This window comes from Fictibacillus sp. 7GRE50, from assembly GCF_015903875.1.
GTDB lineage: Bacteria > Bacillota > Bacilli > Bacillales > Fictibacillaceae > Fictibacillus > Fictibacillus phosphorivorans.
The window spans coordinates 296,843-310,931 of sequence record NZ_JACZDW010000004.1; the positions used below are offsets into that span (position 1 = coordinate 296,843).

General features: G+C 39.9%; 14 protein-coding genes and 1 riboswitch. Of the genes, 12 read left to right on the plus strand and 2 right to left on the minus strand.

Annotation, left to right across the window (positions count from 1 at the left end; translation table 11 throughout):
• Positions 1-28: 28 nt before the first annotated feature.
• The 11 genes from IHV12_RS16635 to IHV12_RS16685 all read left to right on the plus strand — a co-directional run bounded on the left by IHV12_RS16635 (position 29) and on the right by IHV12_RS16685 (position 10,824).
• Positions 29-1,204 carry a D-alanyl-D-alanine carboxypeptidase family protein gene (locus tag IHV12_RS16635; RefSeq protein ID WP_197130782.1) on the plus strand — a complete coding sequence of 392 codons (1,176 nt, stop codon included), beginning with the start codon at positions 29-31 and terminating at the stop codon, positions 1,202-1,204.
• Positions 1,198-1,791 (plus strand): nucleoside recognition domain-containing protein, encoded by a 594-nt coding sequence (locus IHV12_RS16640; protein ID WP_191753936.1) that lies wholly within the window; start codon positions 1,198-1,200, stop codon positions 1,789-1,791. The genes IHV12_RS16635 and IHV12_RS16640 overlap by 7 nt, the downstream gene beginning before the upstream one ends.
• Positions 1,792-2,325, plus strand: a complete 534-nt coding sequence (locus IHV12_RS16645) for a spore maturation protein (protein ID WP_066395796.1) — start codon at positions 1,792-1,794, stop codon at positions 2,323-2,325.
• Positions 2,326-2,418: 93 nt separating this feature from the next.
• Entirely contained in the window at positions 2,419-3,165 is a 747-nt protein-coding gene (locus tag IHV12_RS16650) for a pseudouridine synthase (protein WP_197130779.1), read from the plus strand.
• A gap of 54 nt (positions 3,166-3,219) precedes the next feature.
• Complete coding sequence (gene resA / locus IHV12_RS16655; protein ID WP_197191532.1) at positions 3,220-3,744, plus strand: thiol-disulfide oxidoreductase ResA; 525 nt, start codon at positions 3,220-3,222, stop codon at positions 3,742-3,744.
• 12 nt (positions 3,745-3,756) lie between these two features.
• Positions 3,757-5,361 (plus strand): cytochrome c biogenesis protein ResB, encoded by a 1,605-nt coding sequence (gene resB / locus IHV12_RS16660; protein WP_305069392.1) that lies wholly within the window; start codon positions 3,757-3,759, stop codon positions 5,359-5,361.
• 25 nt (positions 5,362-5,386) lie between these two features.
• Positions 5,387-6,571: a c-type cytochrome biogenesis protein CcsB gene (ccsB, locus tag IHV12_RS16665; RefSeq protein WP_197130771.1), complete on the plus strand. Its 1,185-nt coding sequence runs from the start codon at positions 5,387-5,389 to the stop codon at positions 6,569-6,571.
• A gap of 360 nt (positions 6,572-6,931) precedes the next feature.
• Complete coding sequence (locus IHV12_RS16670) at positions 6,932-7,648, plus strand: response regulator transcription factor (protein ID WP_066395787.1); 717 nt, start codon at positions 6,932-6,934, stop codon at positions 7,646-7,648.
• Positions 7,645-9,444: an ATP-binding protein gene (locus IHV12_RS16675; RefSeq protein ID WP_197191534.1), complete on the plus strand. Its 1,800-nt coding sequence runs from the start codon at positions 7,645-7,647 to the stop codon at positions 9,442-9,444. The genes IHV12_RS16670 and IHV12_RS16675 overlap by 4 nt, the downstream gene beginning before the upstream one ends.
• A 112-nt stretch (positions 9,445-9,556) precedes the next feature.
• Positions 9,557-9,740: riboswitch (cobalamin riboswitch) on the plus strand.
• A gap of 159 nt (positions 9,741-9,899) precedes the next feature.
• Positions 9,900-10,301, plus strand: coding sequence for a DUF4430 domain-containing protein (locus tag IHV12_RS16680; RefSeq protein WP_197191535.1), 402 nt, complete (start codon positions 9,900-9,902; stop codon positions 10,299-10,301).
• Positions 10,294-10,824, plus strand: coding sequence for an ECF transporter S component (locus IHV12_RS16685; RefSeq protein WP_197130761.1), 531 nt, complete (start codon positions 10,294-10,296; stop codon positions 10,822-10,824). The genes IHV12_RS16680 and IHV12_RS16685 overlap by 8 nt, the downstream gene beginning before the upstream one ends.
• Positions 10,825-10,925: 101 nt before the next feature.
• Here the strand turns inward: IHV12_RS16685 and IHV12_RS16690 are convergent, their stop codons facing one another.
• Complete coding sequence (locus tag IHV12_RS16690; protein WP_197191536.1) at positions 10,926-11,156, minus strand: hypothetical protein; 231 nt, start codon at positions 11,154-11,156, stop codon at positions 10,926-10,928.
• A 380-nt stretch (positions 11,157-11,536) separates the two neighbouring features.
• On the opposite strand from IHV12_RS16690, the gene IHV12_RS16695 reads away from it, so the two are divergent.
• Complete coding sequence (locus IHV12_RS16695) at positions 11,537-12,349, plus strand: histidinol-phosphatase (protein WP_197191537.1); 813 nt, start codon at positions 11,537-11,539, stop codon at positions 12,347-12,349.
• 121 nt (positions 12,350-12,470) lie between these two features.
• Here IHV12_RS16695 and serA read toward each other — a convergent pair whose 3' ends face one another.
• Complete coding sequence (gene serA, locus IHV12_RS16700; protein WP_197191538.1) at positions 12,471-14,045, minus strand: phosphoglycerate dehydrogenase; 1,575 nt, start codon at positions 14,043-14,045, stop codon at positions 12,471-12,473.
• Between the last annotated feature and the right edge of the window lie 44 nt (positions 14,046-14,089).

Below are 14,089 nucleotides of genomic sequence, written 5' to 3' on the forward strand. Positions count from 1 at the left end.
ACAAAACACGTAAAGGGCGGGATTATGAATGAAACGAACACTAAAACGAAAACCTCTGCTCCTCGTTATGATCTGTATGCTAATCCTTGCTGCATTCCCGCAAGAAGCAAAAGCTGAACCCGGTGTGTCAGCAAATGCTGCTGTGTTGATGGAGCAATCATCTGGAAGAGTATTGTATGGTCGTAATGAACATCGGCCGATGAGAATAGCAAGTATCACGAAGATCATGACCGCTATCCTTGCAATAGAATCAGGAAAGATGAATGATACGGTTACCATTACGGAAGCTGCATCGCGAACAGAAGGATCATCTCTATACTTGAAGCCAGGAGAGAAGATCCCACTAAAAGATTTAGTCTATGGATTGATGCTTCGGTCTGGAAATGATTCTGCAGTTGCAATCGCTGAGCATGTAGGAGGAAGTTTAGATGGCTTTTCCTATTTGATGAATCAAAAAGCAGAAGAGATCGGAATGAAACATACACGTTTTAGGAATCCACATGGACTCGACACACATGAAGATCATTATTCCACCGCTTATGATATGGCCATATTAACGAAGTATGCCATGAACAATGATACGTTTAAAGATGTGTCATCAACGAAGGTTTACAGATCAGAACAAACCGGTGAAAAATGGGATAGAGTGTGGCGGAATAAGAATAAGATGTTAAAGCTTTATGAGTATTCTACTGGCGGCAAAACCGGATATACAAAACGTGCAAAACGAACCTTAGTATCAACTGCAGAAAAAGACGGAATGGAACTGATCGCTGTTACACTAAACGATCCTAACGACTGGGACGATCATCGGAATTTGTTTGAGTGGGGATTTCATTCTTTTAAGATGACAGAGCTGATTAAAGAAGGGGAAATTTCCGGCATCAAAGATAAAGGGTATAAAGGAAAAGTAGAAGCTGCTCGAACGTTCATGTACCCTTTGCAAAAAGAAGAGATGAGACAGATCTCTTCTTCCATCCAGTTATATGAGCTCCCAAAATCGGGCAAGTGGGAAAAAGAAAAAGTTCCTAAACCTGTTGGTAGGTATTTCGTAGATTTAAAGGAAACGAGAATTGCTGATCTTCCTCTTTATTATGATGGCAAAGCATTGATCAAACCTGATCAGGGAGGTCTCTGGTCGTCATTTAAAAGCATATTCAACAAGTTATTCTTTATAGCTAAGGAAGACACTCGCCTATGGTGAATTACATCTGGGTAGGAATGATGGTGATCGGCTTCATTGTGGCAGGAATCAACGGCACGATGGATAAAGTAAACGAAGCAATTTTTACGAGTGCGAAAGAAGCAGTCACTTTAAGCTTTGGTATGATTAGTATTTTAGTATTCTGGTTAGGTATTATGAAGATTGCAGAAAAAGGCGGCTTATTGGAAGTATTAGCTGTGTTGTTTCGCCCGATCGTTAAACGGCTTTTTCCAGATATTCCAAAAGATCACCCGGCTCAAGGGTACATTCTATCGAATATGGCAGCTAACCTGCTTGGACTCGGAAATGCTGCAACACCAATGGGAATTAAAGCGATGGAACAGCTAAAAATATTAAATGGCGGAAAAAATGAAGCCAGCCGGTCGATGATAACGCTTCTTGCGATAAATACATCAAGCATAACGCTCATCCCCACTACGATCATCGCGATCAGGATGAGCTATAACTCGGCTTCGCCGACTGATATTGTTGCACCGACATTGATCGCGACTGCGATTTCAACGGTGGGTGCTATATTAATAGATCGATATTATTATTACCGCTCTTTACCTAAGGGAGGGAAATAGATGTCGATCGTTCAATCCTTTTCCATATGGTTTATCCCATTTTTGATCGGTTTTATCCTTTTATATGGCACTTATAAAAAAGTGCCAACTTATGAGACTTTTGTAGAAGGTGGAAAAGAAGGTTTCTCGATTGCGATTAACATTATCCCTTTTTTAGTCGGCATGCTTGTTGCCATTTCGGTATTTCGCGCATCTGGAGCTTTGGATTATGTCATGATGGCGATGCGTCCGCTATTTTCATTGTTTCATATTCCAGCAGAGGTGGTTCCGCTAGGGCTTATGAGGACGATTTCAGGAACTGGCGCTCTTGGGATGACATCAGATTTAATTGCAACACATGGTCCTGATTCGTTTATCGGAAGACTTGCTTCTACGATACAAGGAAGTACCGATACAACGTTTTATGTACTGACTGTTTATTTTGGAGCAGTTGGTATAAAAAAGATGAAATACGCGTTAAAAGTAGGATTATTAGCCGATCTGATCGGATTTTTAGCATCTATAGCTGTAATCTCTCTATTGTTTTATTCATAATTCGACAAAAAAGAGCCGTTATGGCTCTTTTTTACGTTTACTGAGGTTGAGAATTACGAATAATGAAGGTATGATGAGACATGAGGTGAAATCATGGAACGATTGCAAAAAGTAATTGCCCAAAGCGGCGTAACTTCCAGAAGAAAAGCGGAAGAGTTAATTCGTGAAGGCAAAGTGAAAGTGAACGGAAATGTAGTGACCGAACTCGGCACAAAAGTAGGTACAAAAGATAAGATTGAAGTGAATGAGATTCAAATTCAACGGGAACAACCCGTTTATTTTTTGATGTATAAACCTTCTGGTGTGATTACGGCGGTTTCTGATGATAAGGGAAGAAAAGTAGTAGCTGATTATTTTAGAGATATTATCGAACAGCGTGTATTCCCTGTTGGAAGATTGGATTATGATACGACAGGCGCGATCATCATGACAAACGATGGTGAGTTTGCGAACGTACTTATGCATCCACGCTATCAGCTTGATAAAGTGTACATTGCGAAAGTAAAAGGAATTCCTTCAAGAGAGAGAATCAAGCAACTCGAACGAGGAATTCGCTTAGAGGACGGAATGACTGCTCCTGCGAAAGTGAAAGTAACATCGATCGATAAGAAAAAGGGAACTGCTATCATCGAGCTTACGATTCATGAAGGAAAGAACCGTCAAGTCAAGCGTATGTTAGAAGCGATCGGATCACCTGTCATGAAATTAAAGCGTGAAAGATACGGCTATTTAGATCTTAAAGGCCTGAATCCTGGTGAGTTCAGAGAACTTACTCCACATGAAATCAAACAGCTAAGAAATCTGGCTGTCACACAAACGTCAAAAAAAAGCCGTAGATAGGCTTTTTTTTCAAGTTATAGTAAAATGGAAGCGGCTTAAAGGAGCGGATGGATTTTGAAAAAAAATAGGTTGTGGTTTCGCTCTGCTCTGCTTGCCATTTTAGTTGTTGCGGTCGGTTACACGATCTACAACAGTATGAATGAAGAGTCAGGTACATACATAAGTAAAGGCGATACGGCTCCAAATTTTGTACTAACCGATTTGAATGGCAAACAAGTAGAGTTAGAAGATTACCGTGGTAAAGGTGTTTTCTTGAATTTCTGGGGAACGTGGTGTAAACCGTGTGAACGAGAGATGCCTTATATGCAACGGCAGTATGAAAAATACAAAGATCAAGGTGTAGAAATATTGGCAGTAAACGTCAGTGAAACGAACGTATCCGTTAAAAATTTTGTTGATCGATATCGTATGAGCTTTCCTGTTCCGATGGACAAGCAAAGAGAAGTAACAAAAGCATTCGGTATAGGACCGATTCCGACTACCATTTTGATTGATAAGAACGGAAAAGTAGTTGAACGGACGAGTGAATCATTATCAGAGAAAAAAATTATTTCCTTTATGGAAAAAATAAAGCCGTAACGGGGTGAAATGATGCAAACGATAACATGTGAATGCGGCCACTCTAACCCATACGGAACAAGTCTTTGTCAAGCCTGCGGTAAACCGTTGAAGCAAGATGTTGAAGTACTATCAAGCATGAGGTATGAAGGAAGTGCTAGACGATCTCAAACCTATAAACAAACGTTTGTGGATAAGATTTGGAACTTCTTTTCGTCTGTTAAAGTCGGAGTTTGGCTCATTGTTATTATTTTAGTAGCAGCGGCAATCGGAACCATTTTTCCGCAGGAAACGTTCATACCTCCTAATGTTGATCCTGCCACACATTATGAAAGCGAATACGGAACGTTTGGACTTATCTATTATTTGTTAGGGTTTCATAACCTTTATGGATCATGGTGGTTCATTCTTCTTCTAGGAATGCTAGGTCTATCCATCATTATTGCCAGTCTTGATCGTGGTATACCGCTCTATAAAGCATTAAAGACACAAAGAGTCACGCGACATGATCAATTCATGAAGAATCAGCGTTTGTTCTCAAAAAGCAATGATGTCGAACTTGATGAGATCAAGTACACGTTAGAATCTTTGCGTTATAAAGTTCGAGAAGAGGATGGTAACCTTTTTGCGGAAAAGGGACGGTTTTCGAGATGGGGTGCTTATGTAAACCATGTTGGACTGATTATCTTTTTAACTGGTGCGATGCTTCGATTCTTTCCAGGTATGTATGTTGACGATATATTATGGGTTCGAGAAGGGGAGAAAGCTTCTATCCCTGGCACTTCAACCGAAGATGGGCAATATTATCTGGAGAACAATGATTTCATTCTTGAGATGTATGATAAGGAAGAAAAGAAGTTTAATAGTGCGCTAAGCTCTGTTGATGGAGAAGTCGCAAAAAACTATCAAAGTAACGTAACTCTCTATAAAACAAAAGAAAACCATACGATCGGAGCCGAGCCAGAGCTTGTAAAAGTTAAGAATGGTGAAATCCGAGTGAATGAACCGTTTAAGTTCAACTCGTTTGCTCTTTATCAAACGGATTTTAAGCTTAACGAGTTTTACAAGATGAGTTTCGAACTTGAAGAAAAAGCAACGGGTAACAAGTTTGGTAAGTTAACAGTAGATCTTCACGACCCTAAAAAAGAGTATGACCTTGGGAAAGGTTATAAAGTTAAGATTGAAGAATACTTTCCGAACTTCGTCTTAAACGACCAGAACCAGCCATCAACCGTTAATAATTTGCCTGATAATCCAGCGTTTGTTTTCTCCATGTATTCTCCAAAAACACCTGACGGAGAAAAAGCGTTTGTTGGGATTCAGAAAAACATAGATTCTGGTGAGAACCAGTTTAAAATGTCATTCGCTGGTATAGAAACGAAAGATTTAACGGCGCTTACAGTCCGAAAAGACCATACACTTTGGATTATCGCGCTTGGTGGAATCATCTTTATGATAGGTGTTACACAAGGTTTATATTGGAACTATAGAAGAATTTGGATCAAACAAAATGCAGGTGAGGTATGGGCTGCCGCTCATACGAATAAGAACTGGTATGGCTTGAAAAAAGATGTGGAATTTCTGTCTGATAAGACCAATCTCACACCTTTAGAAGAAAAAGAAACAGCTTCAAAGTAATGCTGTTCAAGCGGGAGGGTTAATGATGGCTGAAATCAGCAGTACACTTTTATATAGTGCATTTATTATTTACTTGTTCTCTACTCTATTCTTTGCAATGTCTATTTCAGATAAAAAAGGAAAAGATGCTGTTCATACAAAAAAGTGGGGAAAAATAGGGTTCATAAGTTCATGTGTAGGTTTTGCAGCTCAACTAGGCTATTTTATTACAAGGTGGATGGCAAGTGGACATGCCCCTGTAAGTAACTTGTTTGAGTTCACTACCTTTTTTGGCATGATGATGGTACTTGCATTCATTATTCTATACATCATCTATCGAACGAACGGTCTAGGCGTTTTCGCGATGCCTATTGCTGTTCTTGTTATCGCGTATGCCAGTATGTTTCCAAGAGATATCTCTCCGCTTATTCCTGCCCTTCAAAGTGACTGGCTGAAGATCCATGTTACAACAGCGGCACTCGGAGAGGGAATCCTTGCGATCTCTTTCGTATCAGGACTCATTTATTTAATCCGTACAGTTGATCAGACCGTCTCGTCTAAAAAGACTTTATGGTTAGAGATTATTCTTTACAGTTTGATTGCGGTTGTTGGATTCATCTTTGTTTCGATCGGTTTTAAAGGTGCTGGATATGAAACGACATTTGAAATGATGGATGATAACAATCAGGCAGTTAAAGTCGTCTATGATATGCCTGCCATTGCAGGTCCAAGTAACGGAGAGCAACTGGACGATTCGTTTGGACCACTATTCTCAACGCCATCTTGGATGAACGGTGTTGATGCTTCTGTTAAGTTGAATACGTTCATTTGGTCTCTCTTAGCAGGAGGAATCCTTTATGGCTTACTTCGTCTGATTTTAAGAAAAAGAATAGCAGCAGCTCTTCAGACAAAAGTTAAGATGAAACCAGATCTTCTGGATGAGATCAGCTACCGAGCAGTTGCGATCGGCTTTCCTATCTTTACACTTGGAGCACTAATCTTTGCTATGATATGGGCTCAGCAAGCTTGGTCGAGATTCTGGGGATGGGATCCAAAAGAAGTTTGGGCTCTTATCACGTTCTTGTTCTATGCCGCTTTTCTTCATTTACGACTATCAAGGGGCTGGCACGGAGAAAAGTCTGCATGGCTTTGTGTGTTAGGGTTCTGGATCATTACATTTAACTTGATCGCGGTAAACCTTGTTCTTGTAGGATTGCATTCATACGCATAATGATTTTAAAGTCTCTCTTTCTTTAGAGAGACTTTTTTAAAAGCGCTCTTGTCTAAACGGTTGTATTTTTAAAATCCTTGTCTTCTTAGACAGTTGATTGGAGTGGAAGGTGCGAGACTCCTGCGGGATAGGCGGGCAGGTGAGACACTTAAGAGTGAAACGAACGAATGTGGCTCACCGCCTGCCCCGCGGAAAGCGAGCACCTGAAACGGAAATCAACTACTTTTAAGAAACAACTTTGATACATACTTAAAAGAAAATAGATAGACAGCATGTCCGGTTTGTTTAGTGTACTTGGTTTCATGTATGATAGAGACAGGAAAAAATCTTGTTTAACTGATTTTATGTGGAGGATTGAATATGGATACAGAAGCTAAAATTCTAGTTGTTGATGATGAAGAAAGAATTCGAAAACTATTAACGATGTATCTAGAGCGAGAGAACTACGAAGTTCATGAAGCCGAAAACGGTGAGGATGCGCTACAGATGGCAGTATCCATCAATTTTGATCTCATATTGCTCGACCTTATGCTTCCTGGTATGGATGGCATTGAGGTTTGTGAAAAGTTAAGAGAAAAGAAAGCGACTCCTGTAATCATGTTGACAGCTAAAGGAGAAGAGCTTAATCGCATAGAAGGATTCGAAGCAGGTACGGACGATTACATCGCGAAGCCGTTCAGTCCAAGAGAAGTCATTCTACGAGTAAAAGCGTTGTTGAGAAGGTCGTCACCGACGAAGTTTCTTCAAACCGAAACGGTTGCAAAGAACGTTGTTGTGTTTAAGCACCTTACGATCGATCACGATGCTCACCGTGTAACAGCTGGCGGAAAAGAAGTCAACTTAACACCGAAAGAATATGAGTTGTTGTACTACTTAGCGAAGACTCCAGATAAAGTCTATGCGCGCGAACAATTGCTAAAAGATGTTTGGAACTATGAATTCTTTGGTGATCTTAGAACAGTTGACACACATGTGAAAAGACTTAGAGAAAAGCTTAACAAAGTCTCACCGGATGCAGCATCCATGATCGCGACCGTTTGGGGAGTAGGATATAAATTTGAGGTTGGGAATGAATGATCTGGAGAAGTGTAGTTGGTAAACTTTGGATAACGATACTTTTATTAGTCTCGGTCGTTTTAACCCTGCTCACCATTCTTCTTACGCAGTTTTTTGAATCGTTTTACGATGATCAAGCCAAAGAACAATTAACGAAGATGGCTGATCGAGTGATGTTGATTATGGAAAGCGATGAGAACAAGGAAGAAGCAATACGCATCACAAGTGAAATGGCTGAAGCATATTCCATGTCTATCATGATCATAGACGAAAATCAGGAATCCTTTATGTCTAAGAATTCTTACGATGATGCACCTTATATCCCAGTTTCTGTTTTCAAAGAGAATGATCAGTTATCTACTGTCGCAGAGAGTGAAAAAAAGATCTACGTAAACGGAGATTTTCCCGTTCTGAATAAAAATGATGAGACGATGCAAACGATGATCATCTACGGTGAACCTTATGGATCGGGAGAAAATGCAGGAGCCGTTTACGTCTATCAATCCATCGAGAATGTGGAAAAAACAACGAACCATACAAAGTATCTCATCTTTTTAGCAGCGGGGATCGCGATCATCTTAACTACGATCTTTGCGTTTTTCTTATCTACTCGAATTACGGCACCACTAAGAAGGATGAGAGAAGCAGCGACGTCTGTAGCAAAAGGTGAGTTTGATATGAAAGTGCCGATTTTAACGCATGATGAGATCGGCGAACTTGGCATGACGTTTAACCGTATGGGCAGACAGTTAAAAAACAATATCACAGCATTGAATCAAGAAAAAGAACAGTTAACAAGTGTTTTAAGTTCGATGGCTGATGGTGTGATCACCTTTGATAGAAAAATGAACATACTGGTTACAAATCCTCCTGCTGATCGATTCCTACAGGCATTTTATTACGAATCAGGCATGAAGACAGAGGTCAACGGAAACGTTCCTGAGACGGTCAAACAGCTCTTTGGGCAAGTTGTTGCACTTGAGAGTGAACAGATGACAGAGATCGCGATACAAGGCCGCTCGTGGGTCGTCGTTATGACACCACTATATGACCAATCTATGATTCGTGGAGCAGTAGCTGTACTTCGTGATATGACAGAAGAACGACGAATGGACAAGCTTAGAGAAGACTTTGTTGCGAACGTTTCACATGAATTAAAGACGCCGATCGCTATGCTGCAAGGATATAGTGAAGCGATCGTAGATGATATTGCAGAATCTGAAGAAGAGAAGAAAGAACTAGCAGGAATCATCTTAGACGAATCGAAACGGATGGGAAGACTTGTTAACGAACTCCTCGATCTTGCAAGATTAGAAGCAGGTCACATGAAGCTTCATTACAGCTCTCTTCCGATCATTCCTTTCGCAGAAAGAATCGTTCGGAAATTTCAAGGGCCTGCTAAAGACAGAGAGATTCAATTAAATCTAGAATTTAAGAAAAATCTCAAAAGTTTGCAAGAGGAGATGGACATCGACCCAGACCGGATTGAGCAAGTCTTAACCAATTTGATCGACAATGCGATTCGTCATACTTCTCAAGGCGGGTTTGTAAATCTTATTGTAGATGTGAGCGATCAGAACGTGAAGTTTTTCGTTAAAGATAATGGAACGGGTATAAAAGAAGAAGATCTGCCATTTGTTTTCGAACGCTTTTATAAAGGGGACAAAGCAAGAACAAGAGGGAAATCAGGTGGAACGGGTCTTGGGCTTGCCATAGCAAGAAACATCGTAGAAGCACATGGTGGTCAGATCAGCGTTCACAGCAAGAATAATGAAGGCACGACATTTTCTTTCGTTATTCCGCGAACGTTGAAATAAATTAGCAATACGTCCCGATTAATCTTGTTTCATAAGGAACAATAGCAGTTTTAAAAAAGGATTTCACAAATTTCTCCAATATGTTTATAATAGGAATTGTGATTTCATAAAATTTCATACGTGTTAAACAGGTGCAGTCCTTTGTTGGACGAGCTTAATAGGGAAAACGGTTAGATGCCGTTGCGGTCCCGCCACTGTAATTGTGAGAATCCTATAATATCGCCACTGTGAAAACGGGAAGGTGTTAGGAGACGATGATCAAGAGCCAGGAGACCTGCCTGTTTGTTACATGACATGACCTACGAGGATAGGGGGGTGTTTAACAGTACCGGGGCAGGTTGCTGTTTTCTGCCTGTATACTATTAATCTCCTTCGTAGCCGAAGGGGATTTTTTTAGTTGCGTGAAGTAAATTTAGTATCAAACAAAGTGTTTTTATAACAGAAAGAGGTTAATCATGAAGAAATTACTTTTAGTATTAGCAACAATGATGATGATGTTGGTGGGCTGTGGAACGACTGAAACGAAAGAAAAAGCTGATCAGCCGAAACAAGAAGAAACGAAGAAAGAACAAGTAACGGTTCAGATTACAAAAGATAACGGCAAAGAAAAAGTTAAGGAAAAGAAAATCGATATCGCAAAAGATGTGACGATCATGGACGTGATGCAAGATAACTTTAAGATTGAGACACAATACGATGGTGCTTTTATAAGCAGTATTGAAGGAGTGGCTGGAAGCGAACAGGACAAAACATCTTGGTTCTTTTCTGTAAACGGTGAAGAAGCGATGAAGGGTGCTAAGGATATTACGTTAAAACCTGGCGATGTCGTAGAATTTGATCTTCACAAATATGAATAAGCTGACAGTCAAACGAATTACGATCATTGCCTTACTTGCTGCTATATTAACAGTAGGCAGAATCACCTTCTCAATGATACCCAATGTTCAGCCGAATACGACGATACTCATTCTTGCTTCATTCGTACTCGGTCCTGTGCAAGGGTTGTTACTTGCTATATTAAGCACGATAACAACAAATCTTTTTCTAGGGCATGGTCTGTGGACGTTCGGTCAGATGTTTGCCTGGGGATTGATAGCCGTTATGAGCGCATATTTAGGCAAATACAGACATAACATACCTTGGCTGTTGCTCCCGATCTATGCAGGATTCTGTGGCTTTTTGTTTGGTTTCATCATGTCTGTTCTCTTTGGTGGAATCATCATGCAGAAATTCTGGCCGTATTACTTGGCGAGCCTCCCATTTGATCTAAATCATGCGATTGGTAACGTGGTGTTCTTCATCGTACTTTACAAACCACTTCTCTATGTGATGGAAAATTATATTAATAAAGATGGAAGTCAAAAAGCTGCCTTTGAATAGGGAGCTTTTTTAGCTCTCTTAAAGTTTAATGTTGAAAAAAAAACAGAACTTCGTATCATTTGGAAGTTCTGTTTCGTGATATTCTGTATAGAAGCTAACAATTACCCAAAGTTATGATGAAAACACCAAACAATAAGAAGTATACTCACTATTCCCCAAGCTGTGGCACTTACGATCCACCAAATGATGGATTTAGCTTTTGCTGAAGTTTCCTCGTTTTCCATTTTTCCTGTAATAAACGCGAGCTTACTTTCCATATCTTTTTTCATAGAAGTAAGAACAACAAATCCAATTGTTATAAAACCAATCGTGATCCAGAGTAGTATGTCCATATGCTCTACATCCCTTTTGTAGTTATTTTCTTTATCAAACTTCTTTATTCGAGTTCATTATCCTGCCTCATTAGATAAGAATGATGTTTATAGAGCAGATTTAGTAAGTTCCCAAAGCGAAAACTCAACAATGAACTTTAGTTGAGCCTTTTCTTTAAAAACCGGTTCAAAAAGTTGAAAAGCTGAATAGGATGATAAAGTTGATTTACTTTTACCTAGGAGGACAAAATGCGAGACTATCTGAACCGTTTTTTTGCTGTGATTTTTTTGATGATGTGCTTAAGCGTCTTATTTATAGGAGGGAAGTTGGGAGCATAAACACTTGAACGAACAAGGATTTCATGGTACATATGGTAAAACGTTTTAAAAAGGAGATTAATATGCTAACAGATTACCATTCTCATCTCGAAAAAGGGACATTGACGATCGATTATCTAAAACAATTTGTAGACACCGCAAAAGAGAAGGGAATACAAGAGTTTGGGATTTCTGAACACGCTTATCACTTTTATGAAACAAAAAACATCGTATCAAAACCATGGATGGAAGAAAGACGTTTTTACAAGATGGACGATTATGTAAATCTGTTTAAGCGTGCAGATCATTTAGGAATGGACGTCCGCATGTCGATTGAAATGGATTATACGCCGGGACGGCATGCTGAGATGGAAGCATTTATAAAATCCTATCCATTCGATTACGTGGTCGGATCTGTGCATTGGGTCGATGATTTTGGGATAGACCTTGCAGAATACCGAAAAGAATGGGACCGTCGTGATCTTTATGAAACGTATCGTTCGTATTATGATCAAATTGTAACACTTGCAGAATCAAACCTATTTGACATTGTTGGACATATCGATCTAGTCAAGATCTTTAAATATGTTCCGACTGATCAAGAATTTCTTTTAGAACAGTATGAGCGCATTACAGATGCGTTAAAAGACTCAAAAACATGTGTAGAGATCTCATCTGCAGGTCTAAGAAAACCTGTAGGACGAATCTATCCAGAACCTGAACTTCTGTCTCTTTGCTATAAAAAGGGGATACCGATCGTACTCTCTTCAGATGCTCATGAACCGCACCAAGTTGGAGAGAATTATGAGTCGACTATAAAGCTTGCAAAAGAGATCGGTTACAAAAAGCTGATGACTTTTCAAAGTGGGGAGAGAAAAGAAGTAGATTTAGGATAATAAACACATAAAGAAAGCTCTGCAATCTGATATGCTCCCCTAAAGGTAGACAGATTAAAAATAAAAATCTGTTTACTGTAAGGGGAGTATATCATCATGAATTGCAGAGCTTTTTGCTTTTCTATAGATCTAAAGGTTTGCACACAAGAAGATCCTCAATGCTTCTGAGCTCTTTCTGAGTAGATTCTGGAAGTTGCGTGTCAAATGTAAGTACCATCATGGCTTCACCGCCAGCTGATTTTCGTCCAACGTGCATCGTTGCGATATTTATGTTGCGTTCTCCTAAAAAAGCTCCTACTTTTCCGATAATACCTGGTGTGTCACGATGTTCGATGTAAAGAAGAGATCCTTGTGGTACAAAATCAACCGTATACCCGTTCAATTTAATGATTCGGCCACCAAAGCCTTTAACAAGTGTCGCAGAAAGAGTGAACGTTGTGTTCAGACCTGTAACCTTTACATGAATGATATTTGGATAACCATGATCATCTGTCCCATGTTTTTCACCGATTACGATTCCTTGTTCCTTTGCAGCCACCATACTGTTTACATCGTTTACCGGCCGGTCTAATCTTGTTTTTAAGAAGCCACACAAAAAGCTGCGAGTAAGTGATGTTGTATCGGTTTCCGATAATGATCCGCCATAACCGATCGAAATCTCTGAAACAGGTTCTTTAAAGAACTGAGTCGTAAACGAACCAAGAAGATTTGAGAAGTCATAATAAGCAATCAGTTTCTCATACGTATCTTTTGATAGTGAAGGGAAGTTCACCGCGTGTTTTAAAGGTTGATGTAAAAAATGAGATCGGATCTCATCGCTCGCCATGTAAGCTACATTCTTTTGTGCTTGTACGGTGGATGCAGCGATATGAGGTGTAACGATCACTTTAGGATGATCGACTAAAGAGCGGCTAACGGGAGGTTCTTGTTCGAAAACGTCAAGAGCGCAGCCAGATAGATGTTCGTTATCTAAGTAGTGTAGAAGAGCATCCTCATCGATGATGCCTCCACGAGCACAGTTTAAGATAAACGCACCTTTTTTAGCATATTTTAAGTTATCAAGATTTAATAGTTTATGGGTATCTTTTGTAAGCGGGGTATGAACGGTGATAACGTCACTCTGCTGGATTAACGTATCGAGATCAACAGAAGTAACGGATAGTTCTTTTTGTTTTTCTTTCGGAAAATAAGGGTCAAAAACAAGTACGTTCATGGAGAAACTTTTCGCGCGCTTTGCAAGTTCAGAGCCGATTCTACCCATGCCGACGATACCGAGCGTTTTTTGATAGAGTTCTTGGCCCGTATACTTTTTGCGGTTCCATTCACCTTGTTTTACAGATTGATTGGCTTGTGGAATGTTGCGGACTAATGCCATCATCATGGCCCAAGTGTGTTCCGCTGTTGAAATGGTGTTTCCTTCAGGTGCATTTACGACGAGCACACCTCTTTTTGTCGCTGCGTTCAGATCGATATTATCTACTCCAACTCCAGCTCGTGCAATGATTTGAAGTGCGGGCAACTGATTCAATACATCTTCAGTAATCTTTGTAGCACTTCTTACCATGATTCCTTGAATGTTTTCTGGTTGAGTAACTTCATCAAGTTTTCCGAAGATCAGCTCAACACCTTCAAGTTTTACTAACGGTTCAACACCTTCACTCGTTATTCCATCACAGACTAATACGGTTGCTGTCACAGTTCCACCCCTTGTCTATCTTTATGAATAGCATCAATATTTTG